Consider the following 22,005-nt stretch of genomic DNA (forward strand, 5'->3'; position numbering starts at 1 on the left):
ACTAAAAAAACTGCCTCCTATTAGCGGGGCCCTAAAGGTATTTACCAAGAGGTACAGGCGCTTTTTTGAGGCAGTTCCATTTGTTACATTTTTTCTGGAGCAGAAACACCGATTGTATTTAAAGCGTTTTTCAATGTCATTTGCACAGCTTTCACCAATGCAAGACGCGCTTTGGAAAGAGCTTCATTTTCTGTATTTAATACTTTCTCAGCATTGTAGAAGCTGTGGAAAGTAGAAGCTAATTCTTGAATGTATGTCACCACTCTATGTGGAGTACGCTTCCCAGCTGCGTCTGAAATGACTTGCGGGAATTCCCCTAATTTCTTCAGCAAATCGATTTCCTTTTCCGCCCCAAGTAATGATAAATCCGCATTAGATTCTAATGTAAATCCATGATCTTCACCTTGACGTAAAATACTAGAAATTCGTGCATGAGCATATTGTGCATAATAAACAGGGTTTTCATTTGATTGTGAAACAGCCAAGTCAAGATCAAAGTCCATATGAGTATCAGCACTTCTCATCGCAAAGAAATAACGGACGGCATCTAAGCCAACTTCTTCAATCAGATCACGCATTGTGACGGCCTTCCCAGTTCTTTTACTCATCTTCATTTTTTCGCCATTTTTATACAAATGGACAAGTTGAATAATTTCAACTTCCAAGGCATCGCGGTTATATCCAAGCGCTTCAATGGCTGCCTTCATTCTCGGAATATATCCATGATGGTCGGCTCCCCAAATATTAATCACCTTTTGATGTCCACGATCAAATTTATCTTTATGATAAGCAATATCTGGTGTTAAATACGTATACGATCCATCGCTTTTAATTAATACACGATCTTTATCATCCCCAAATGTGGTCGAACGGAACCAAACGGCGCCATCCTTTTCATAAATATGGCCATTTTCCCGAAGTGTATGTAATGCTTCATCAATTTTTCCATTTTGATATAAGGAAGTTTCAGAAAACCATACATCAAAGTTCACACGGAAATTGGCTAAATCCCTTTTTAATTTTTCCATCTCATATTTTAAACCGAATTGACGACAGAAATTGTACCGTTCTTTCTCATCCATTTGGGCAAGTTTCTCTCCATGCTCTTTCGCTAGATCTTTTCCAATTTGAATGATGTCTGCTCCATGATATCCGTCTTGTGGCATTTCTTTTTCTTTTCCTAATGCTTGAAAATAACGTGCTTCAACCGATAAGGCTAAATTGTGGATTTGATTTCCAGCATCATTTGTATAATATTCACGGGTTACATCATATCCTGCTTTTTCTAAAATATTACATAAGGAATCCCCTACAGCAGCCCCGCGAGCATGACCAAGATGAAGATCCCCTGTTGGGTTGGCTGATACGAATTCAACTTGAACCTTCTCACCATTCCCAACAGTTGACTCGCCGTAATGATCCCCAGATTTTAAAATCGTCGGGATTAAAGCCGTTAAGTATTGATTGTTCATATAAAAATTAATAAAACCTGGTCCAGCAATTTCAATTTTTTCAATAGAAGCTTTCGTTGAGTCGAAGTGTGTGATGATTTCTTCTGCAATCATTCTCGGTGCTTTCTTAGCAATTCGTGCAAGTTGCATGGCCATATTGGTAGAGTAATCACCATGTGCCTTTTCCTTCGGTGTTTCTAAAATAACTGCCGGGATTTCTTCCTCTTTCGCTAAGTTTGCTTTTATAACGGCCGCTTTGATTTCAGCCTTTAGCTCTTCTTGTACTTGTTCCGTAATGTTTACCAACTGTTTTCCTCCTCCTTATATTGAATGCTCATAGTATAATTCCCTGCTATTTGTTCTTGCATCATCAACTGATAAGAGATTTGAAATTCACCATTTATAGGAATGTCTGTATATGTATGATGGGCCAATTCGTTTGTCCTTGTTGTTAGAAGTAATGTCCCAAATGGGCTTTCATGAGAACCATTTAACGTTCCCTCTAACTGAAAAGGTAGCCTCATTTTAATCGCACCATTTCGCAAAATAAGTGCTTGTTGCTCAGACATTTTCACAATCGTTTGAACAGTACCTTCTTCATGTACTTCTTCATATTTTAAATAAGAATTATTTCCCTTTTGATAGTATTGACCAAATAGAGCGAGTTCAATAGTTTCCTTCTCATCTTCCTGCTCTATTGTTGTCTTTAAGTGAATTTTGACAGGCGTCTTTTTAGCGGGTTCTGCCAAAACATCCACATCCTTTTATTTAAATTTCATTGCAGCGGAGTATTTTTTGCAATTGCAGCTTATGGCAGTCGCCTCCACTTTAACTTTATCTAGTTCCGGCTCCTAGCGGCTCGAGGTCAACTGACTGTCCTTTCTGTGGCTAATTGCGGCCACGCCAAGGCCCTTCATTTGCTTGTCGCCGCTCGGCAGTCGCCTCCACTTTAACTTTATCCAGTTCCGGCTCCTAGCGGCTCGAGGTCAACTGACTGTCCTTTCTGTGGCTTATTGCGGCCACGTCAAGGCCCTTCAGTTGCTTGTCGCCGCTTGGCAGTCGCCTCCACTTTAACTTTATCCAGTTCCGGCTCCTAGCGGCTCGAGGTCAACTGACTGTCCTTTCTGTGGCTAATTGCGGCCACGCCAAGGCCCTTCATTTGCTTGTCGCGCCTATACAGTCGCCTTCACTTTAACTTTACCATTATAGGAATTATTAGTTTAAAATGCAATGGATCAATTTTTTGTTACTTTTGGCCAAAGGCAATTGGTTTCAAAAACTTGAGGAGCAAATGAAGCAGAAATAGAAAAGGGGGTTCCAAAAAGACTAATCGTCTATGGAACACCCTTTCTTTATTTCTATTGGTTTTTGTTAAAAAATATTTTTTGATCCCATTAGTCCCACTTCGAACCTTTTCGCCCTAGAGATCGCTTTATTCTAATTACAACAAAGCTTACCAAAATAGCCTTTTTATTTTACCCAACCGAGAAGCATTTCACGAATGAGCTTGCTCGCTGTATTAGCGGTTTGTTCAGAGGCATCGTAGACAGGAGCCACTTCCACTAAATCAGCTCCAATGACTTGTACTTCTGATCTGGCAATTTCATGGATGGAGGCAAGTAATTCCTTAGAAGTAATTCCCCCTGCATCAACCGTCCCTGTGCCAGGTGCATGGGCAGGGTCAAGCACATCGATATCAATCGTCACGTATACTGGACGATTCATCAATTTTGGCAGTATTTCCTTTAATGGTTCCAGTACTTCAAATTTAGAAATATGCATGCCGTTTTCCTTTGCCCATTGGAATTCTTCTTTCATCCCGGAGCGAATCCCAAATGAATAAACATTTTCTGGCCCGATTAATTCGGCCACTTTTCGAATAGGTGTGGAATGGGAAAGCGGCTCTCCTTCATATTCCGTCCGTAAATCTGTATGCGCATCCATATGAATAACCGCTAGATCAGGGTATTTTTTATAGACAGATTTCATCACCGGCCATGAAACAAGATGCTCTCCCCCCATACCTAGCGGAAATTTCCCATCGTTTAACAGCTTATCCACAAAAGCTTCAATCATATCTAAACTGCGCTGTGCGTTTCCAAATGGGAGAGGAATATCTCCCGCATCGAAATACTTGATCTCCTTGAGTTCACGGTCCAAATAAGGACTATATTCCTCTAAACCAATCGATACTTCACGAATACGACCGGGACCAAAACGAGAACCAGGGCGATAACTGACTGTCCAGTCCATCGGCATTCCATAAAGTACTACTTCACTCTCTCCATAATTTGGACAACTACCAATAAATACTTTACCTGAATAAGCTTCATCAAAGCGCATTATGTGCTCCCCCCTATTCTGTTAAGTCTTTTACGAATTTCGGCAACACAAAAGCTGCTTTATGAAGTTCTTTCGTGTAGTATTTTGTTTCAATCTCATGAAAGCGTTCATCGCGAACTTGTAATGGATCATATTTTTTGGATCCTATTGTAAATGTCCAAAGTCCACTTGGGTATGTTGGAATATTTGCTACGTAAAGGCGTGTGATTGGGAAAATTTCTTTCACATCACGTTGCACTTCACGAATAAGATCCGCTTTAAACCAAGGGTTATCCGTCTGGGCAACAAAAATCCCATCCTCTTTCAAAGCTTTCGCAATCCCAGCATAAAAACCTTTTGTAAATAGATTAACAGCTGGTCCTACTGGTTCTGTAGAATCAACTAAAATTACATCATATTCATTTTCACTTTTGGCAATATGCATAAAGCCATCATCTACACGTACTTCGACACGGTCGTCGTCTAATCCACAAACAATTTCAGGTAGAAATTTTTTAGAGTACTCAATAACCTTTCCATCGATATCCACTAATGTCGCTTTTTTCACACTTGGGTGTTTTAAAACTTCACGAATAACACCACCATCGCCCCCTCCAACGACTAGAACGTTTTCTGGATGAGGATGTGTGAATAATGGAACATGTGCCACCATTTCATGATAAACGAATTCGTCTTTAACAGAAGTCATCACCATGCCATCAAGTAGCAACATATTTCCCCACTCTTCTGTTTCAACCATTTCAAGGTATTGAAAATCTGTTTGTTCTGTATGTAAAGTCTTTTTGATCTTCATCGTAATACCGAAGTTTTCTGTTTGTTTTTCTGTAAACCAAAGTCCACCCATGTGATCGGCACCCTTTCTTTGTTAAAAAGTTAAATATTTTTAAACATGAGAAAAATTATAGTAGAAACTACTAAATTTTAAAATAAAAACTTTTATAGAAGACGAGATTATTTTGATCCTCTTCAAAAAATAATAAGATAAAAGACTTCTCATGTTTAATTATCTTCTCATTTTTCCATACTAGTAATACATTTTTTTACCTAGATATAAGTGAGGGGAAATACAATGGAAATCATTACGAATTCTAGGTTCAACCGAGCAATGAAATACTTACGTGCTCTCATCATTATATTCTTCAGTATCCTTTTATTATGTTTAGCAGGGATCCTTGGATTATTCATTTACGCAAAAATACTGGGCCCCCCACCTCTTGCTGTCCCACAATCTACCCTCTACTTTTCCAACGATGGTCATTTAATTGGGGAGAGTAATAGCGGGGAAAAAAGATATTGGGTCGATATCGAGGATATTTCACCCCATATTATTCATGCTACCGTTGCCATTGAGGATCGCAAGTTTTACGATCATTTTGGCCTAGACTTAAAAAGAATCGCCGGGGCCGTTGTTGCTGATGTTAAAGCAATGGCAAAGGTTCAAGGTGCTAGTACGATTACACAACAATATGCTAGAAACCTCTTTCTTTCCCATGAAAAGTCTTGGAATCGAAAGCTTTCTGAAGCATTCTATGCTATTCGCATTGAGATGAACTATACAAAGGAACAGATCTTAGAAGGTTACTTAAATACCATTTATTACGGACATGGTGCATACGGAGTACAGGCAGCTAGCCAGTTTTATTTTGGTAAAGATGCAAAAAATTTAACATTGGCCGAAGCTTCTATGTTAGCCGGGATTCCAAAGGGGCCTAGTCTATATTCTCCAGTCGTCTCTACAGAAAAAGCAAAGCAGAGGCAAGCAATCATCCTTCAGGAAATGGAGGAGTTAGGCAAAATCCATCATGAGCAGCTTGTAGCAGCTAAAAATGAAAAGCTAAAAATAATTGGCGAGTATTCTCAACAACAATTAAGTGTTGCACCTTATTTCCAGGATGTCGTGAAAAATTTATTAAAGACAAAATTAAATATCGATGACCGAACCATCGATTTAGGTGGCCTACGAGTCTATACAACATTAAATACGAAACAGCAGAAAATTGCCGAAAAGGCCGTCCAAGAAACAATTTCACCTGATTCCGAAATCCAGTTGGGCTTTGTAGCGATGAATCCAAAAAACCATTACGTAACCGCACTTGTAGGGGGACGAGATTATGAGGAAAGCCCCTATAATCGAGCGGTCCAAGCGATTAGACAGCCCGGTTCAACCATGAAGCCAATCCTCTATTATGCAGCATTGGAAAAAGGGTTTACACCGGCTACAACGATGAGAAGTGAACCGACGACCTTTACCTTTAACAAAGGAAAAGATCAATATCAACCACATAATTTCAACAATAAATATGCGAATGATGAGGTCACAATGGCACAAGCACTAGCTGTTTCCGATAATATTTATGCTGTCAAAACCCATCTTTTTCTCAATGAGCAAACATTGGTCGATACTGCGAAAAAGTTTGGAATTACGACTGATTTAAAAAAGGTGCCTTCTCTTGCTCTTGGAACTTCAGGAGCAAAAGTAATAGAGATGGTGAATGCCTATAGTCTTTTTGCAAATGGTGGAAAAGCCAGTGAACCGGTATTTATTAAACGTGTGGAAAATTACGATGGGGAAGTCATCTATGAGAACAAATCAACAGAAGAGCAACAATTAAAGCCTGATTTAACGTTCGTCATGTCCCATATGATGACAGGGATGTTCGATCCAAAACTAAGTGGGTATGCGAGTGTAACTGGTGCGACGATCTCCAATCAATTAACAAGACCTTACGCTGGAAAATCTGGGTCTACTAAAGCAGATCATTGGATGATTGGTTTTACCCCCCAACTTGTATCGGGTATTTGGACGGGATATGACAACGGAAGTGAGATCACCCTAACCGCTGATAAAAAATATGCGAAAAAGATTTGGGCAAAATTTATGGAGGAATCCCTAGCGACGAAGCCGATTAAGAAATTCAAGCCTCCTAAAGGGGTGAAAGCCGTATCCATTAATCCAACAAACGGAAAACTCGCTACGCCCCAATGCCCTGTCTCACGTATCACGTATTTTTCAAAAGGGACAGAGCCGACAGAATATTGCACCGATCACCTCGACCAACCGAAGAAAAAACAAAAACCTAAGAAGAAAAAAGAAGAAGAAAATGAAAAAAATTGGCTACAACGCCTCCTCGGAAGGTAAGAAACAAAAGCGGAAGCGCCTTGATCATCGGCGTACGAATTTCGTAGTTTTTGACTGAGATAAAGGAAACACGGCGAGGTAGTTCACGAGCCGTTGTTGACTTATCGGAGGGAAAAAACGGAGAAATTCGCTAGACGATAGGCGCTGGAGCTAGACGACAACAAAAGCGGAAGCGCCTGATCATCGGCGTACGGATTTCACAAGTTTAGACCGAGATAAAGGATACACGGCGAGGTAGTTCACGAGCCGTTGTTGACTTATCGGAGGGAAAGAAATTCGCTAGACGAAATTTTTCAAACGGACATCCAGTAAGCTAAATTTTATCGTTTCTTAAAAAGCAATTGAAAAACCTCGGGTGTGCGGCCCGAGGTTTTTCATGTCCTAGTATACTTATGCAACTTTGTATATAAGTTTACTTTTTTTCGCCCTAAACAGCAAGATGCGAACAAGAAATTAAAAAAAGTTCAAAAAATGTTCACTTTATTGGAATTAATTGCTATGCTAAACTACTTTTTAACTCCTCGCTTGAATGTCTCCATATATTTTCATCATGATTTTTCAAGAATTCTCCCAATACTTTCTTTGATTTCTCATCCATATGGTCAACAATAATATGCCCTTTCATCGATTTATCCATTCGGTTTACATGCTCTGGAAGGGATTTATACCCTCTTCGGATCTCACGGTTTACCGTCATTTCGCAAGCTGTTACGCCATAATAATAGGGGCCTTCCTCATTTCGATCAATGGTTACCCACACTAACCAGTATGGTTTTCCCCCTTTTACTTCTTCTTTATTAGGTAAAAATTTAATCCCCTTTTCCACTGTACTCCGAGCATGCATAGCTCCAATATCGACAAATGCTTCTCCCTCTTCAATATCCACAAATACAGGAGATACATTTTCTAAGCTTAAACTCCCTTTTCCAAAACCACGATGACCGTCCGTTGGGTCATTTTTAATAATATTAAAGTCCATTTTTTTCTTATTTTCCAATCAAACCACTCCCTTAAAATAATGTTTGTTGATCCCATCCATAAAGGGCAGTAAAACCCACTGAATGAAGTCTTACTTTATGAAAATAATGTAAATAGCTGAATAAACATAGAATTAAAGCCTTTTAAAATAGCTGGAATCACAATGCTAAAAATTGGCTGAATGGTAACTCGGTATAGCGGGGTGATCACAATAATGAGGAAAATTAATACACCATATTGTTCCCATTGACTCATCTTGACTCTTATATGTACAGGAGCTAAATCCTCGATGATCCGATAACCATCCAGTGGTGGCAGTGGCAAAAGATTAAAAACAAATAATACGACATTAAGCCACACCATCATATTCAGTAAATCAATCAAAAACATCGGGGCATTGTTCATCCCACTAGAGATGAAAAGAAACATAATCGCATAAGAAATCACAGCGATGACTAAATTACTTAAAGGACCAGCTAAGGAGACAAGTACTCCTGCAAGGCGTGGTTTTTTAAAAAACTTTCGATTGACTGGCACAGGTCGCGCCCACCCAAATCCTGTTAATAATATAAATAAAGCTCCGAACGGGTCTAAATGATGGACAGGGTTCAATGTTAATCTTCCCTGATTCTTCGCTGTCGGATCTCCAAATTTATAAGCAACAAATGCATGGGAAAATTCATGAACCGTAAAGGCAACTAATAAAGTAATGATGACAAAAGGTAATTCCTCTAATGAAAACGCAAAAAATCTCTCCAATCGCTCGCTCCCCTTTTAACCTTCCTAAAAACATGAAGGAAATCTATGTATTAATAGTATACAAAAAAGGGAATCATTTCATCCCATAAGCATGTCACCTTGCTTGTTTCTTTAGAAAAGAATACAATTTGAATGATAAAAAATATTAGAAAAGGGGCGATTTATATGCCATACGTAACGGTTAAAATGCTTGAAGGACGAACAGAAGATCAAAAAAGAGCATTAGTAGAAAAAGTAACAGATGCCGTAAGTGAAACAACTGGTGCATCCAAAGAAAAAGTCACTGTTTTTATTGAAGAGATGTCGAAAAACCACTATGCCGTGGCAGGAAAACGTTTAAGCGATCAAGAGTAGGAGATCCGATTCTAGTGAGAAGATCTAAGGGGAGAAGTGGATTAGCGCATATATTCTTAGGAAATATGTATAAACTTTGGAAAATGGTGCAATTGTCCGTGGGAAATATACAAATATTTCAGCAAATACGCAAATGTTCGTGGAAATTATGCATAAAGTCCGGGAAATGGTGCAAATCCCTTGCTTCGGGTACACAACACATAGGTCTTCTAGAAACCTACATAGTTCAAGAAAAAATAGCTAAGCACTTAATTCGGCTTAGCTATTTTTGTTAATTTTTCTATATATTTATAGGCGTCTTCAATTTCTTCTTCTGTGTATCGCTGTTTGCTTTTTAAAGTGAAAATTTTCTCTGCCACTTCTTGTCGTTCTAAATGAGAAAAGTAAAGGACAGTCGATACTAGTTCAAGAAAGCGAGCATTTTGTTCATTCATATCAAGTACACATTCTTCTAAATAAGGAATCTCCACTTGGTAGCGTTCCAAGAAATGGGTTCCTTCATCGGAAACTGTGTAGCGATACTGATAATAGCCACCCTTCTTCTCCCTTACTTCATCGATAAATCCTAGATTTGTTAATTCTTCTACTTTTAAAGTTAATTCCTCGGAATAAGGACCATAAAAGTGAAATTGGAATTTTTCTTGGAAGGGAAAAGTGAGTTGTTTCGCAATATAAATCATCTTTTGTAATTTTTTTCGTCCAACAATTTCACCACAAGCAGCAAAGGTACTCATCAATTTTGCATGTTCTTTCAACAATGGTACGTCAACTCCTACTTCAAAAAGTCCAAAATTCTTTACTAAATTTCTAATATACGACGAATTTGACGTTTAATCGCCGGTTCCGATGAGTCATCTTGAATGAAATCAGCAGGGAAATACAGTTTATGATCGGTTCTTCTTTTTCCGGAAATAGCATCGACTATATCTGACTCCCTCGACAACTCACGCAGTTCATCATTTTTCATTAATAAGTAAATAGGCAAACGTTCCTCTTCTTCACCAGGTCGGTAAAAATCGTATGGTAAATCCGATGAGGAATCCACAACTAGATAATAATCCGGGTCAATCCCTGCTTCTTTAAATAATTTTTCAAGTTCACTATGTTTGCGGTATTCTTTTGCAGGGTCAAATTCAACATACTTAAATAAATGTCGATTCACAAATCGGTGACATAAGTCTTTTAAAATAGCGTCCTCTTCCTCTTGCCACATTTGGAAATAGTAGAGAATAATCGCTTCATCTAATTTTAAATAGTCTTCTAATGTTACCTGATCCTGAAATAAAGAATAAAAATGCAGGGGTTCATGTTTGAAAGAGTAGTGATTGCGGTGCAATTCTTTCGCTCGATGTAAAATTTTCGTTAAAATCACTTCCGCACTTCTCGTTACAGGATGGAAGTATACTTGCCAATACATTTGATAGCGGCTCATTATGTAGTCCTCAACCGCATGCATTCCACTATATTTAAACACAACTTGCTCTTCGCGTGGCCTCATCACTCGCAGGAGCCTTTCCATATCAAAATGCCCATAGCTAACCCCCGTGAAATAGGCATCACGTTGTAAATAATCCATCCGATCGGCATCAATTTGACTTGAAATGAGACTGATGACTAAGGTATTATCGTATGTTTTTGCAATGACTTCTGATACTTTTTTAGGAAAATCAGCTGAAACTCGCGCAAGAACAGCATGAACTTCTGTATCCCCTAATATAATTTCTCTTGTGAAGTTTTCATGGTCTAAATGAAATACCTTTTCAAACGAATGAGAAAATGGACCATGTCCTAAATCATGTAGAAGAGCAGCACATAATGATAATAATCGCTCTTCTTTATCCCATCCTGGTCGTCCAGGAAACACATCATCTACAATACGGCGAACAATTTCGTACACTCCCAAAGAATGATTAAAGCGACTATGTTCCGCCCCATGGAAAGTTAAAAACGATGTTCCTAATTGTCGAATTCGACGCAATCGTTGGAATTCCTTCGTTCCAATTAAATCCCAAATCACGCGATCTCTAACATGAACATAACGATGAACAGGGTCTTTGAAAACTTTTTCCTCACTTAATTTACTTTTGGAATATTCCATTTTTTACCCTCTTCCTACTTAACATGTATCTATTATAACGTCTTTTGTCGAAAAGAGAAGGGATATATATGCCACAAATCTCCACCCATTATCTAGAAATGACAATCAGCCGGGGATTTTTGCCTCCCCGACTGACTTATGAGCGAATTTTGAGATTTATGAGCGACTTTTCTGATTTATGAGCGACTTTTCTAATTTATGAGCGACTTTCCCCAACTTATGAGCGACTTTTCCAATATATCGATTTCTCGACAAAACTTGACACATATCTCAACCCTCTCCGCCTATGATGTCATTCTTATTTCAATTTAATCGTAAAAATGAGATCCTCATTTATCTTCATATGGCTAAAATCATGAGTTACGGCTTGATATCTTTTATGAGCATCTAACGCTGGTAAAACTTGAATAAATTCATTTTTTGAGTTTCCAGGCATCACTTCATTTTCAACCACATTCCCATGTTCATCTTCAAAAGTAAGGGAGTTTGCTTGATAGGTAGGAAGCCTCCCCTCCACTGTGTAGATGACTTTTGTTTGGTTGTTTTCTGTAATCATTTCTTTTATCGTGATTTTTCCGAGTTTCCCTTGCTGTAACTCCATTGGAAAATGTCTGTCTAACGGTTTTCTCACTTCATTCGGTTCTTTCCCTTTATACGAATATTCATTTCCATCTTCATCTACCCCTCCCCCACCAGAAGGAGCGATATCAACCGGAATGATGGTGAGCGATTTAGGAATTTCTTTTACTCGGCTATATTCCATTTGACTATGGAACGATTTACGATCAGCGGAACCGGCACCAATGGCTACTTGTGTTAATTCATTTCCTTTATCATCGAAAGCAAACCAATCACTATATTCAAAGATGCCATGAGCCCCCGCTTTGTCCCCACGATATTTACCACTCAAATAGATATACGAACCAATTGGAGAAAAGACAACCTTATCTATATTAATAGCGCTCTTAGGAAATTTAACTTTTTGATTTGGTTTAAAAACAACCGTTTTTTGAGAAATTTCATTTTTGGATACATCAAAGGCAAACTTCCATTTTCCTTTAACCCCTGCAAGCTCCCGTACATTTAAACTAACATTAAATTTATCAGCAACATCTAATGAACTAATATCAAATTCATCACTACCAACATAAGTGTACGAGTTCTTAAGTTTACCTGTTCCCCCTCCTGATGCCCAAAATGACTTTCCGTTAATTTTTATATCTCCATGGGTTAACCCCCCCACCATCTCATCATCGAATTTCTGATCACTTTTGATGGTATACCCAATCATTAATTTCGATTCATCCGCAACGACTTCATTAATCATTAATGTTAGACCATTATCTGTGACACCTTGGTCGAGTATTTGAGAATATTTGGCGTAATCGCCTTTATCACCGTTTAAAGCTTGAAGAACAGAACCGATCACAGGGATATTTTCTGCAAAAGTAGGAGAGATCGCCCCAATGCCAATCATCGCCGCAAGCCCTATAGCTGCCGCCCCTGAGGCATATTTCACTCTTTTTCGTTTTTTACTCGCATTGATTCTCCTTTTCAAATTGTTTTTGATTCTCTTTTTCTGAAGTGGTGATATTTCCATTTCAACCCCTTCCCATTCCGATTCATCCATCTTAATCCCATTTAATAATTTATAAATATCCTTTTCTTCTAAATTAAAATCCTTTTTCTCCATTACTATACATCTCCCCTAAGCACTAAATTTTTTCTCAACGTTTTACGGCCTCTTGAAAGTCGTTGGTCTACCCAATTACGGTCGACTCCGAAATAAGCAGCAATGCTTTCAATTTTTTCATGGAAAAAATATCTACGAATTAGAATTTCCCGGTCGGCTTCATTCATTGTGTTAATTGCACTTAGAAGTTCTTTCTTATTTTCTTTCGATAAAATCAAACTTTCCAAATCGACATGATCATTTAAATCATAATCATCTACGCATTCCATGGCGCTCTCTTTGTATACTTTTCGCTTATAGTCAATTGCTTTGTATTTAGCAATCGCGGCAATCCAATTTTTAAACTCTCCTTTTTCCTCATCAAAGCGGTCAATATGATTCCAAACCGCCCAAAATACATCATTGCTGCATTCTTCTACATAGGATAAATAAAAGGAGTGATTGAGCACACTGCCTACCACTTTGAATACAAGGTTACTGTAGTGGTCGACAACGAACTCAAGCGCTTTCTGATCCCGCTTCTTTAACCCCGCGATGAAATTATGTTCATCTATTCCCACTCCACTTCCTCCTCTATTTAAGCTTCTCATTCTTTAATACGAAGCAAATCTATCGTTTCTGACATATTATTTTTAAAAAAATAAAAATAAGGATCGCTTTTCTCCCCGACTGCCTTATGAGCGAATCCTGAGATTTATGAGCGAATTTTCTGATTTATGTACGAATTTCCCTATCTTATGAGCGACTTTTGCAATATATCGATTTCTCGACAAAATTCGACATTGCTCTCATAGGCAAACAAAAAACGGGAACCCCTCCATCTCTGAGGCATCCCCGTTATCATTTATTTTTTTAGTTTTTTTTCTACTTTATCCATTAATTCTTCTTCCGTCAAAGCAGCTACAGGCCGATTATTTACAAATGTGAATGTTTTTTTTCGGCCGGGTCCACAATATGATTGACAGCCGATATCAACCTTTGCATCCGGATCGATCTTTTTAAGTTTCGGCAACAAAGTTTTCAAGTTAACAGCCTGGCAATCATCGCAAACTCGAAATTCGTTTGCCATCTATAACACCCTTTTCTTTCTTAAAATGTAAAACATGCTCTATATAGTAGAGGGGTAAATCGCCATTACCCCGAATAAATATGTTCCAAACTACTCGATATTGTACATCTAATTTCCCATATTTGCAAGTGAGTTACTCCCAGCCACAATAAGTGTATAAAACCAACAAAACTATTAGAAATATAATTATTTTCCATTTTGGTATAAAAGAACATCTTTTGGCCAATATTGATAATACAAAAATGTTTAGGCTCTTTTTTAAAATGATTGTTATTTTTGAGGTAGAAGGAATGCTTCTAATCTGGTAATTCACCGATTGCTCCTAATCTCACATCTGGTTTCCCACTCAAGAAGTTGAAAGCATTATTTTCACCCAATTTGTAACAATATTTACAAAAGGAGTAAAATTTAAATAGGGATGTGATTTATATGAAAACTCGCCAAGATGCATGGACAGAAGAAGATGATTTATTATTAGCTGAAACAGTGTTACGTCATGTCCGCGAAGGAAGTACACAGCTAAATGCCTTTGAGGAGGTTGGCGATCAATTAAATCGAACATCTGCCGCCTGTGGTTTCAGATGGAATGCAGTTGTACGTCATCAATATGAAAAAGCTCTGCAATTGGCCAAGAAACAACGAAAACAAAGACAACGCCTCTTAGGGAAGGAGTCCAGTGGAAAGAAGAAATTACTCTATCAACCACCTACACCCTCTCCTGAAGAACTGGAAGCCATGTCTCTATCACTTGCTTCTGATCAAGAGCTAGCCGTGGAAGAAGTACCTGATATCCAACAATTAAACGCGCATATAACGGAAACTGAGGAAGCATCTAATCATATAACACTAGAAAAAGTCATTGCTTTCTTGCAAAACATGACTCAATCCAACTACCAAGCGAATATTTTAAAAAGTGAGAATGCAAGATTGAAACATGAAATTGCCAGCCTAAAAAAACAGAATGAAGAGCTAGCAGCAAAAGTCATGACATTAGAGCAAAACTCCGAAACGATGCAAGAGGATTATGAAACATTGATGAAGATTATGAATCGAGCTCGTAAACTGGTCCTTTTTGAAGAGGAGGATCAATCCACTTCTACATTCAAAATGGATCGAAATGGAAACTTAGAAAAAATGGCTGAGTAATGATTTTGTATAGATACAAGAGGAAATCGGTGAAAGGCCGATTTTCTCTGTATTTTCACTTTCCTTGAAGAATTTTATTATTTCTATCTACTATTCGTTGATAAAACCCTTCATAAAGGTTCAATTCTTCCCCTTCTAATTGACTGGAATATATTTCTTCACTCAAGTCTTTTAGCGCAAAGAGAAATCTCTTCATCACATCTTGAATCGTGATTTGCTTATGAAATAAATCAGACAGTGAAGCCATGACTTCCGGTTGAATATCTGGATAGACCCATTTGGTTTCTTCCCCTTTTTTACTAATCTCATAAAATTTTCGAATCAGCTCGGCCCGTTTTTCCCCGCTGCCAGTTACACAAAGATAGATTTGGACAGCGACTCCATTTCTCATCCTTCTTTGTGAAATCCCTGCGAACTTTTTCCCGTGAATACTTAAATCATAACTCCCTGGACAATATGATCCGACAATCTCTCGCGCTTCAATATCCACAGAAAAGTCACGGAACATTCTTTGAATTAATTGCCACATTGCTTCATACCCTCGATTAATATCAATTCCCTTTTCGGTATCAGGGAAAACAAGTGATAGATTTAATACCCCGCTGTCTAATACGACCGCCAAGCCACCAGAGTTTCGTACAATATATTGAAAGCTCGCTTCCTCTATCACTTCCAAGCCTTCATCCAAATTTGGGAGCTTCGTATCTTGGATTCCAAGTACAATCGTATCGTGATGAACCCATGCTCTTGCAGTAGGAGGCGAGATTTGCGAACCAATGGATGTACATAATGTATCATCGGTCGCAAACGACTGAAGCGCATGAAACATCGGTCCTAAGCTTGATTGATCGATAATTCTCCACTTTTTCTGATGCAATAATGATAACGATTGCTCCATGATTGATTCTCCTTCTTTTATTGTTCTATTTACCTTAAAGTATTCTATGATTTATTTTTTCTTTATTATAGTAGGAAAACAAATAGATAGCGAATTTCTTCTCCTTCTTGATCTTTTCAAAAGTTCATCAATTCGACAAATTGCGGGACTTTATTTTAGCAAACGCACATGTTTCTTGCCCTAGTTAATTGGATAAACTATGATATAGTAAAGAGTAAAATATTAGTTAGGAGTTGAATGTAATGGCTGAAGCCGCACAAACATTAGATGGTTGGTACTCTTTACATGATTTTCGATTAATGGACTGGACTTCTTGGAAATGCCTTTCCAGTGATGAACGTCAAGTTGCCATTCACGAATTCCAACAATTTTTGTCGAAATTAAACAAAACTGAGGAAGCTAAAGAAGGCAGTCATTCTTTTTATTCAATCGTTGGCCAAAAAGCAGATTTTATGCTCATGATTTTACGCCCAACTATGGAAGAATTAAATGAACTGGAGAACGAATTTAATAAATTAACAATTGCTGAATATACCATTCCTAGTTATTCTTATGTTTCTGTTGTCGAATTAGGAAATTACATGCCTTCAGATGAGGATCCATACCAAAACGAATATGTACGTTCCCGTCTATATCCAATTTTACCAAAGACAAATCATATTTGCTTTTACCCAATGGACAAGCGTCGTCAGGGCAACGAAAACTGGTATATGCTCCCAATGGAAGAGCGTCAATCTTTAATGCGCAGCCATGGAATGATTGGTCGTGGATACGCTGGAAAGGTAAAACAAATCATTACCGGTTCAGTCGGATTCGACGATTACGAATGGGGCGTTACATTATATGCTGATGATGTCCTTCAATTTAAAAAATTAATATATGAAATGCGTTTTGATGAAGTAAGTGCTAAATACGGAGAATTCGGTTCATTCTTTGTAGGAAATATTTTAAAAGAAGATCAACTATCCAAGTTTCTCTATGTAAAATAATTTAATTATACAAATGCGAAAGCGCCTTGATCATCGGCGTACGGATTTCGTAGGTTTCGACCGAGATAAAGAAAACACAGCGAGGTACTTCACGAGCTGATGTTGACTTATCGTAGGGAGAAAACGGAGAAATTCGCTAGACGATAACAAAGGTGAACAACAGTTCTTAATTCTATAGTTTTCTAAACAAGATAAAGACTTTCAGTTCGTAAAACTGGAGGTCTTTTTTTGTGTTTTGTCATCTTTCCTTTCCTTTCCTCATAAGAATAAGATTGTGAAGTTTCCTAAACAAGAACAAAGTGAATACATCATTTGATTGCACATAAGCGGGGTGAAAGGATGGCCGTCGTTGCACATACAGAGGAAGATGTAAAGCTTCTCGCTCGTTTAATGAGGGCGGAAGCAGAAGGTGAAGGACAATTAGGAATGTTAATGGTTGGAAATGTTGGGATTAACCGCGTACGTGGGGATTGCCTTGATTTTAAAACAATTAGAACGATTCGGGGAATGGTTTTCCAAAGTCCTGGTGGCTTTGAAGCAACGCAGAAAGGATATTTCTACCAAAGAGCAAGACAAAAGGATATTGACCTTGCAAGAAAAGTGATTAAGGGAAATCGATACCATCCAGCAAGCTTTTCTTTATGGTTTTTTGAACCTTCGGGGCAATGTCCAGCCCAATGGTTTAACCAATGGAATGCTGGGCGATATAAAGCACATTGTTTCTATAAACCTACTCAACAAAATTGCCCTTCCGTATTTTAATTTAGTTTTCAGAACGATTAAGCACATACCTTTATGTAGGATTTCATATCTTTTACAAAGACTACCTACTATCTATTATTAAGAAAAAAGTGAGGAGGATTATTTTGAATAAAAAGATGAATCCATATACTTATGGTTATAACCCGCAAACCTATTATCCAAGTTCAAGTCAACCGTATTATACGAATCCCCAAACAAATCCAATGGCAACCCAAGGGCTTCAGGTACCTGTTCCACCTTCTGCAGCCCCGCAACCTTCCATCGCACAATTCGTTCCTGGAATGTTGCCTTTAGAAGAATCATATATTGAAAATATCTTAAGGTTAAATAAAGGGAAAGTCGCAACCGTGTATGCAACATTTGAGAATAATCGGGAATGGAATGCTAAAGTGTTCAAGGGAATCATTGAAGCCGCTGGTCGTGACCACGTAATTTTAAGTGATCCTCAAACTGGAAAGCGATATTTAATTCCAATGATTTATGTGGACTATATTACATTTGATGAAGAAATTGAGTATGAATATCCATTTGGATCAGCCCCATCAACGGGTTTTCCACAACGTTAAAAAGTGGGGGCGTAAATCATTTTTCGTAAGAATCTAAGTCCGCGTGAGAAGTAGCTCAAAATGGTGCGGAAAATAGGCATATTTTTCGGGAACAAGCGCAAAAGTCCCAAAGACAAGTGCAAATCCTCGTGGGAAATAGGCAAACACCGAATTCCCAACACTCCCACGAAAGTTAAACAAGGCTAATCTCATCCTATTTCTTATGAGATTAGCCTATTTATCATTTAAAATAATTTATTTGCTGCCATAGCGAGTAGAACCCAAGCAACTAGAAAAGAAACACCACCAAATGGTGTAATCGCTCCTAACACTCCAATCTTCGTTAAAGTCAAAATATATAGGCTTCCTGAAAACAAAATAATTCCGATTAACATGAGCCATCCAGACCAGTTTAATAAAGAGCTAGCTGCCTGCCCTGAAATGATTCCAACCACAATCAAGCCTAGTGCATGAAACATTTGGTATTGTACCCCTGTTTTCCAAATTTCTAAATATCTTGGCTCAACCTTTCCTTCCAGGCCATGCGCACCAAAAGCACCTAAAGCCACCGCTAGAAAAGCATTAATTGCCCCAATGATCACAAATACTTTCATTTTTTTCATCTCCTTAAAAGTCAAATATGGATTCTCCATTGACACCATCATCCGTTTGTAAGGTCTCTCCCTGATTTTGACTAAACCCCACTGATTTTATACTGGCAGGTCCAGTCATTCGATCCGTGAATGTTGAATTTGGAATAGCTTCCTTTTTACCGGGGGGTTCAGCCTCTAATATTAATTCACACATTGTCATGATGGAGTATACGTGATGCAACATATTCTCTTTTCCATCCTTTTTCGCCTTGGCTATTTCTTGTTCCATCTTTTTAAGTAACAGATCCAAACTAATTTCCAAGCGGCTCCCTCCTTTTTGAAACGAGAGGATTTGATATAAAGCGAAAATCCTGCCAAACTCCTCTATATTTAAAAAATAATGATCTACGTATGAATTCCCTAATTTCCATACTACCTTTACACCTCTTTCATTTCAAATCGGAAGTGATGATCATTTGTTACTTTTTTGTGAGAAATGTAAACAATGATGGCCCGAAGATTGTAATACGATGTTCGATGGAAGTTGTTTACTTTTAAAATGATACGCTTTACAACCACGTGGATTTTTCGGATCCCACGTAATAAAAAAGTGTTTACATTGAAAACAATTGATCCGTTTATTATCCTGCAATCCATTTACACCCCCTGCATAAAAAGCATGATATATTTTTTTACAAAATTGGAATTGAATTTGTTACAATATTGGTCATATGAACGAAATCCATCTGTCGCGATGTATGGATCATAGAATCTGAGGAGGTTACAAATGAAAACATATCCTGAATGGTTAAAAGAAGTAGATGGAAGTCTTTGGTTGACAGAAGATGACCGTAGTTTATTAAAAATTGACTATAAAATAAAAGAAGTGATTTTCTCTAAACAATCCCCTTTACAACATGTAATGATTGTGGATTCATATGATTTTGGAAAAATGCTCATCCTGGATGGCGTTGTCCAAACAACCGCTGTCGATGGCCATATTTATAATGAAATGATTTCACATGTCCCACTCACTTTACATCCACATCCTAAGAAGATCTTAATCATTGGTGGCGGGGATTGTGGTGCCGCTCGAGAAGCCGCTAAACATACGAGCCTTGAACAAATAGATATGGTAGAAATTGACGAATTAGTGGTGAAAGCAAGCAAAGAGTATTTGCAAGAAGTATCAGGAAATTTATCAGACCCACGGGTTAACTTTATTTTCACAGATGGAATTAAATTTGTTCAAGAAAAGGAAAACGAATATGATGTGATCATCGTCGATTCCTCCGATCCTGTGGGTCCAGCTGAAGCTTTATTTGAATATGATTTTTATGCCCATATAAAACAGGCGTTAAAAAAAGATGGAATCGCAGTTTTTCAAAGCCAGTCGCCAATTTTTCACCGTGAAATGTTGAAACAAACATATTCCTACACGAAAGAATTATACCCAGGTAGTGCCGTTTTTCAAGCTGTTGTGCCTACATATCCAGGAGGAATGTGGACCTTTACCATTGGAACTAAAAGATATCTAATCGAACCTGAAAAAGCCAATGTCCCCCCTTTAGAAACAAAATACTTTAACCAAGATATATTAAAGGGATGTTTCCTACTACAACAAGACTTAAAAAATCTTTTAAGTCAAGAATGATCGCTGGCTTATTTTTGCCAGCTTTTTTATTGATTTAAGTTTTCCGCTTTTTTTGATCCAGCTTCGGCTCCTAGCTGCTCGAGGTCAAAAGACAATCCCTTACAGAAGGCAAAGGACGCCTTCTTTCAGGGCTCGGCTTTTGCTTGTCGCAGCTGGACAGTCGCCTCCGCTTTTTTTGTTCCACGTGGAACTAATTTTGTTGGAATGGGGGGATTTTTGTCTGTTGGTGTCCCTCTCCTGTTTATTGATTGGGAATTTCCCAATTGATTTCTGTTTGTCCCATTTTTCTTAGGTATTCATTGGCTCTAGAAAATGGTCTGCTTCCGAAAAAGCCTCGATTTGCCGAGAGCGGGCTTGGATGTGGGGATTGGATAATAAAATGTTTAGTTTGGTCAATTAATGCCAATTTATTTTGTGCTGGCCGCCCCCATAACATAAAAATGACCGGTTGATTACGCTCATTTAATTTGGAAATAACTTGGTCAGTGAATACTTCCCACCCTTTCCCTCTATGAGAATGTGCTTCTCCTTGTCGAACGGTTAACACGGTGTTCAACAATAATACGCCCTGCTTCGCCCAGGAAACTAAATGTCCGTTATTGGGGATTGGACACCCAAGGTCATCTTGCAACTCTTTAAAAATATTTCGTAAAGAAGGAGGCAATGGGACATGTGGCTTCACAGAAAAACTTAACCCATGCGCCTGATTGGGCCCATGATATGGGTCTTGTCCAATAATCACAACTTTTACCTGTTTATAAGGGGTGTAATGAAACGCATTAAAAATCTCGAACATATCTGGATAAATTATTTTCGACATATATTCCTCTTTTAGAAAGGTTCGTAGTTTTTGATAATACGGTTGTTCAAACTGCTCATTCAACAGTTGCGACCAATCGTTTTTCAAGATTTGCTTACCCATTTCTAACATCCTTTCAACATTCAAATTCATTTTCAATATTATAACTCTATTGAAACTTTCAAACATAATAGACAAGTTAAAACAAAACTGAAGGAAGCGCCTTGTCCATCGGCGTACGGATTTCGCAAGTTTAGACTGAAATAAAGGAAACAATGCGAGGTAGTCCACAAGCTGATGTTGACTTATGTAGGGAGGAAACGGAGAAATTCGCTAGACGATAGGCGCTGTAGCTAGACGTAGACAATAATTTTAAAGGGATCACAGTTTCGGGTTCTGTAGTTTCCTAGAAAAACAAAAAATGCCTAGCAGACATCAGTAAAAGTCCGCCAAGCATCTCTCTTGCTCGGCTTTTGCTTGTCGCGCCAGGGCAGTCGCCTCCGCTTTTATTGCTATCCAGCTCCGGCTCCTAGCTGCTCGAGGTCAAAAGACAATCCCTTACAGAAGGCAAAGGACGCCTTCTTTCAGGGCTCGGCTTTTGCTTGTCGCAGCTGGGCAGTCGCCTCCGCTTTTATTACTTTCCAGCTCCGGCTCCTAGCTGCTCGAGGTCAAAAGACAATCCCTTACAGAAGGCAAAGGACGCCTTCTTTCAGGGCTCGGCTTTTGCTTGTCGCA

General features: G+C 38.4%; 23 protein-coding genes. 7 read left to right on the forward strand and 16 right to left on the reverse strand.

The features are described 5' to 3' along the window. Positions 1 to 83: 83 nt before the first annotated feature. The 4 genes from argS to speE (J2S13_RS02840) form a co-directional block, all read right to left on the reverse strand. Complete coding sequence (gene argS / locus J2S13_RS02825; RefSeq protein ID WP_307256172.1) at positions 84 to 1,757, reverse strand: arginine--tRNA ligase; 1,674 nt, start codon at positions 1,755 to 1,757, stop codon at positions 84 to 86. Then, positions 1,751 to 2,200, reverse strand: a complete 450-nt coding sequence (locus J2S13_RS02830) for a YwiB family protein (RefSeq protein WP_307256173.1) — start codon at positions 2,198 to 2,200, stop codon at positions 1,751 to 1,753. The genes argS and J2S13_RS02830 overlap by 7 nt, the downstream gene beginning before the upstream one ends. A gap of 721 nt (positions 2,201 to 2,921) precedes the next feature. Continuing rightward, a complete protein-coding gene (gene speB / locus J2S13_RS02835) occupies positions 2,922 to 3,794 on the reverse strand; it encodes an agmatinase (protein WP_307256174.1) in 873 nt (290 codons plus the stop codon). A 13-nt stretch (positions 3,795 to 3,807) separates the two neighbouring features. Then, entirely contained in the window at positions 3,808 to 4,638 is an 831-nt protein-coding gene (speE, locus tag J2S13_RS02840; protein ID WP_307256176.1) for a spermidine synthase, read from the reverse strand. A gap of 225 nt (positions 4,639 to 4,863) precedes the next feature. Here speE (J2S13_RS02840) and J2S13_RS02845 point away from each other — a divergent pair, with 225 nt between their 5' ends. After that, entirely contained in the window at positions 4,864 to 6,933 is a 2,070-nt protein-coding gene (locus J2S13_RS02845) for a transglycosylase domain-containing protein (protein WP_307256177.1), read from the forward strand. 496 nt (positions 6,934 to 7,429) lie between these two features. Here the strand turns inward: J2S13_RS02845 and J2S13_RS02850 are convergent, their stop codons facing one another. Together J2S13_RS02850 and J2S13_RS02855 are read right to left on the reverse strand one after the other, a co-directional pair. Continuing rightward, a complete protein-coding gene (locus J2S13_RS02850; protein WP_370873939.1) occupies positions 7,430 to 7,912 on the reverse strand; it encodes a YwhD family protein in 483 nt (160 codons plus the stop codon). A gap of 95 nt (positions 7,913 to 8,007) precedes the next feature. Next, positions 8,008 to 8,670 carry a site-2 protease family protein gene (locus J2S13_RS02855; protein WP_307256179.1) on the reverse strand — a complete coding sequence of 221 codons (663 nt, stop codon included), beginning with the start codon at positions 8,668 to 8,670 and terminating at the stop codon, positions 8,008 to 8,010. Positions 8,671 to 8,835: 165 nt separating this feature from the next. Between J2S13_RS02855 and thmT the strand changes: the two genes are divergently transcribed. Next, a complete protein-coding gene (gene thmT / locus J2S13_RS02860; protein WP_307256181.1) occupies positions 8,836 to 9,024 on the forward strand; it encodes a 2-hydroxymuconate tautomerase in 189 nt (62 codons plus the stop codon). A 248-nt stretch (positions 9,025 to 9,272) separates the two neighbouring features. Here the strand turns inward: thmT and J2S13_RS02865 are convergent, their stop codons facing one another. From J2S13_RS02865 to J2S13_RS02885, 5 genes are all read right to left on the reverse strand, one after another. Next, positions 9,273 to 9,782, reverse strand: coding sequence for a YwgA family protein (locus J2S13_RS02865; protein WP_307256182.1), 510 nt, complete (start codon positions 9,780 to 9,782; stop codon positions 9,273 to 9,275). Positions 9,783 to 9,823: 41 nt separating this feature from the next. Then, complete coding sequence (locus J2S13_RS02870; RefSeq protein ID WP_307256183.1) at positions 9,824 to 11,122, reverse strand: HD domain-containing protein; 1,299 nt, start codon at positions 11,120 to 11,122, stop codon at positions 9,824 to 9,826. A gap of 298 nt (positions 11,123 to 11,420) precedes the next feature. Continuing rightward, positions 11,421 to 12,815: a DUF4179 domain-containing protein gene (locus J2S13_RS02875; RefSeq protein ID WP_307256184.1), complete on the reverse strand. Its 1,395-nt coding sequence runs from the start codon at positions 12,813 to 12,815 to the stop codon at positions 11,421 to 11,423. A 2-nt stretch (positions 12,816 to 12,817) separates the two neighbouring features. Then, positions 12,818 to 13,375 carry a sigma-70 family RNA polymerase sigma factor gene (locus J2S13_RS02880; RefSeq protein ID WP_307256185.1) on the reverse strand — a complete coding sequence of 186 codons (558 nt, stop codon included), beginning with the start codon at positions 13,373 to 13,375 and terminating at the stop codon, positions 12,818 to 12,820. Positions 13,376 to 13,659: 284 nt separating this feature from the next. After that, entirely contained in the window at positions 13,660 to 13,884 is a 225-nt protein-coding gene (locus J2S13_RS02885) for a YuzB family protein (RefSeq protein WP_307256186.1), read from the reverse strand. 429 nt (positions 13,885 to 14,313) lie between these two features. On the opposite strand from J2S13_RS02885, the gene J2S13_RS02890 reads away from it, so the two are divergent. Beyond that, complete coding sequence (locus tag J2S13_RS02890) at positions 14,314 to 15,030, forward strand: RsfA family transcriptional regulator (protein WP_307256187.1); 717 nt, start codon at positions 14,314 to 14,316, stop codon at positions 15,028 to 15,030. Positions 15,031 to 15,085: 55 nt separating this feature from the next. On the opposite strand, the gene lipL is transcribed toward J2S13_RS02890, so the two are convergent. Then, on the reverse strand, positions 15,086 to 15,928 hold the full coding sequence (gene lipL, locus J2S13_RS02895; protein ID WP_307256188.1) for an octanoyl-[GcvH]:protein N-octanoyltransferase: 843 nt from the start codon (positions 15,926 to 15,928) through the stop codon (positions 15,086 to 15,088). A 242-nt stretch (positions 15,929 to 16,170) separates the two neighbouring features. On the opposite strand from lipL, the gene hemQ reads away from it, so the two are divergent. The 3 genes from hemQ to gerQ all read left to right on the forward strand — a co-directional run bounded on the left by hemQ (position 16,171) and on the right by gerQ (position 18,245). Then, positions 16,171 to 16,917, forward strand: coding sequence for a hydrogen peroxide-dependent heme synthase (gene hemQ / locus J2S13_RS02900; RefSeq protein WP_307256189.1), 747 nt, complete (start codon positions 16,171 to 16,173; stop codon positions 16,915 to 16,917). Positions 16,918 to 17,256: 339 nt separating this feature from the next. Next, positions 17,257 to 17,679 carry a cell wall hydrolase gene (locus tag J2S13_RS02905; RefSeq protein WP_307256190.1) on the forward strand — a complete coding sequence of 141 codons (423 nt, stop codon included), beginning with the start codon at positions 17,257 to 17,259 and terminating at the stop codon, positions 17,677 to 17,679. A gap of 116 nt (positions 17,680 to 17,795) precedes the next feature. Further along, positions 17,796 to 18,245, forward strand: a complete 450-nt coding sequence (gene gerQ / locus J2S13_RS02910) for a spore coat protein GerQ (RefSeq protein ID WP_307256200.1) — start codon at positions 17,796 to 17,798, stop codon at positions 18,243 to 18,245. A 224-nt stretch (positions 18,246 to 18,469) separates the two neighbouring features. Here gerQ and J2S13_RS02915 read toward each other — a convergent pair whose 3' ends face one another. The 3 genes from J2S13_RS02915 to J2S13_RS02925 form a co-directional block, all read right to left on the reverse strand. After that, complete coding sequence (locus tag J2S13_RS02915; protein ID WP_307256191.1) at positions 18,470 to 18,838, reverse strand: DUF423 domain-containing protein; 369 nt, start codon at positions 18,836 to 18,838, stop codon at positions 18,470 to 18,472. A gap of 13 nt (positions 18,839 to 18,851) precedes the next feature. Continuing rightward, a complete protein-coding gene (locus J2S13_RS02920) occupies positions 18,852 to 19,139 on the reverse strand; it encodes a YwdI family protein (RefSeq protein WP_307256192.1) in 288 nt (95 codons plus the stop codon). Between the two features lie 116 nt (positions 19,140 to 19,255). Beyond that, on the reverse strand, positions 19,256 to 19,474 hold the full coding sequence (locus J2S13_RS02925) for a hypothetical protein (protein ID WP_307256193.1): 219 nt from the start codon (positions 19,472 to 19,474) through the stop codon (positions 19,256 to 19,258). A gap of 130 nt (positions 19,475 to 19,604) precedes the next feature. On the opposite strand from J2S13_RS02925, the gene speE (J2S13_RS02930) reads away from it, so the two are divergent. After that, a complete protein-coding gene (speE, locus tag J2S13_RS02930) occupies positions 19,605 to 20,471 on the forward strand; it encodes a polyamine aminopropyltransferase (protein ID WP_307256194.1) in 867 nt (288 codons plus the stop codon). Positions 20,472 to 20,712: 241 nt separating this feature from the next. Here speE (J2S13_RS02930) and J2S13_RS02935 read toward each other — a convergent pair whose 3' ends face one another. After that, complete coding sequence (locus J2S13_RS02935; RefSeq protein WP_307256195.1) at positions 20,713 to 21,393, reverse strand: uracil-DNA glycosylase; 681 nt, start codon at positions 21,391 to 21,393, stop codon at positions 20,713 to 20,715. Between the last annotated feature and the right edge of the window lie 612 nt (positions 21,394 to 22,005).

The organism is Oikeobacillus pervagus (assembly GCF_030813365.1).
Lineage (GTDB): Bacteria > Bacillota > Bacilli > Bacillales > DSM-23947 > Oikeobacillus > Oikeobacillus pervagus.

Coding starts and splice junctions, on each gene's coding strand:
- J2S13_RS02935 (WP_307256195.1), bottom strand. CDS start 21,393: ATGGGTAAGCAAATCTTGAAAAACGATTGGTCGCAACTGTTGAATGAG.
- J2S13_RS02885 (WP_307256186.1), bottom strand. CDS start 13,884: ATGGCAAACGAATTTCGAGTTTGCGATGATTGCCAGGCTGTTAACTTG.
- J2S13_RS02845 (WP_307256177.1), top strand. CDS start 4,864: ATGGAAATCATTACGAATTCTAGGTTCAACCGAGCAATGAAATACTTA.
- J2S13_RS02890 (WP_307256187.1), top strand. CDS start 14,314: ATGAAAACTCGCCAAGATGCATGGACAGAAGAAGATGATTTATTATTA.
- speE (WP_307256194.1), top strand. CDS start 19,605: ATGAAAACATATCCTGAATGGTTAAAAGAAGTAGATGGAAGTCTTTGG.
- J2S13_RS02925 (WP_307256193.1), bottom strand. CDS start 19,474: ATGGATTGCAGGATAATAAACGGATCAATTGTTTTCAATGTAAACACT.
- gerQ (WP_307256200.1), top strand. CDS start 17,796: ATGAATCCATATACTTATGGTTATAACCCGCAAACCTATTATCCAAGT.
- J2S13_RS02875 (WP_307256184.1), bottom strand. CDS start 12,815: ATGGAGAAAAAGGATTTTAATTTAGAAGAAAAGGATATTTATAAATTA.
- lipL (WP_307256188.1), bottom strand. CDS start 15,928: ATGGAGCAATCGTTATCATTATTGCATCAGAAAAAGTGGAGAATTATC.
- speB (WP_307256174.1), bottom strand. CDS start 3,794: ATGCGCTTTGATGAAGCTTATTCAGGTAAAGTATTTATTGGTAGTTGT.
- J2S13_RS02870 (WP_307256183.1), bottom strand. CDS start 11,122: ATGGAATATTCCAAAAGTAAATTAAGTGAGGAAAAAGTTTTCAAAGAC.
- thmT (WP_307256181.1), top strand. CDS start 8,836: ATGCCATACGTAACGGTTAAAATGCTTGAAGGACGAACAGAAGATCAA.
- hemQ (WP_307256189.1), top strand. CDS start 16,171: ATGGCTGAAGCCGCACAAACATTAGATGGTTGGTACTCTTTACATGAT.
- J2S13_RS02905 (WP_307256190.1), top strand. CDS start 17,257: ATGGCCGTCGTTGCACATACAGAGGAAGATGTAAAGCTTCTCGCTCGT.
- J2S13_RS02850 (WP_370873939.1), bottom strand. CDS start 7,912: ATGGACTTTAATATTATTAAAAATGACCCAACGGACGGTCATCGTGGT.
- J2S13_RS02915 (WP_307256191.1), bottom strand. CDS start 18,838: ATGAAAGTATTTGTGATCATTGGGGCAATTAATGCTTTTCTAGCGGTG.
- speE (WP_307256176.1), bottom strand. CDS start 4,638: ATGGGTGGACTTTGGTTTACAGAAAAACAAACAGAAAACTTCGGTATT.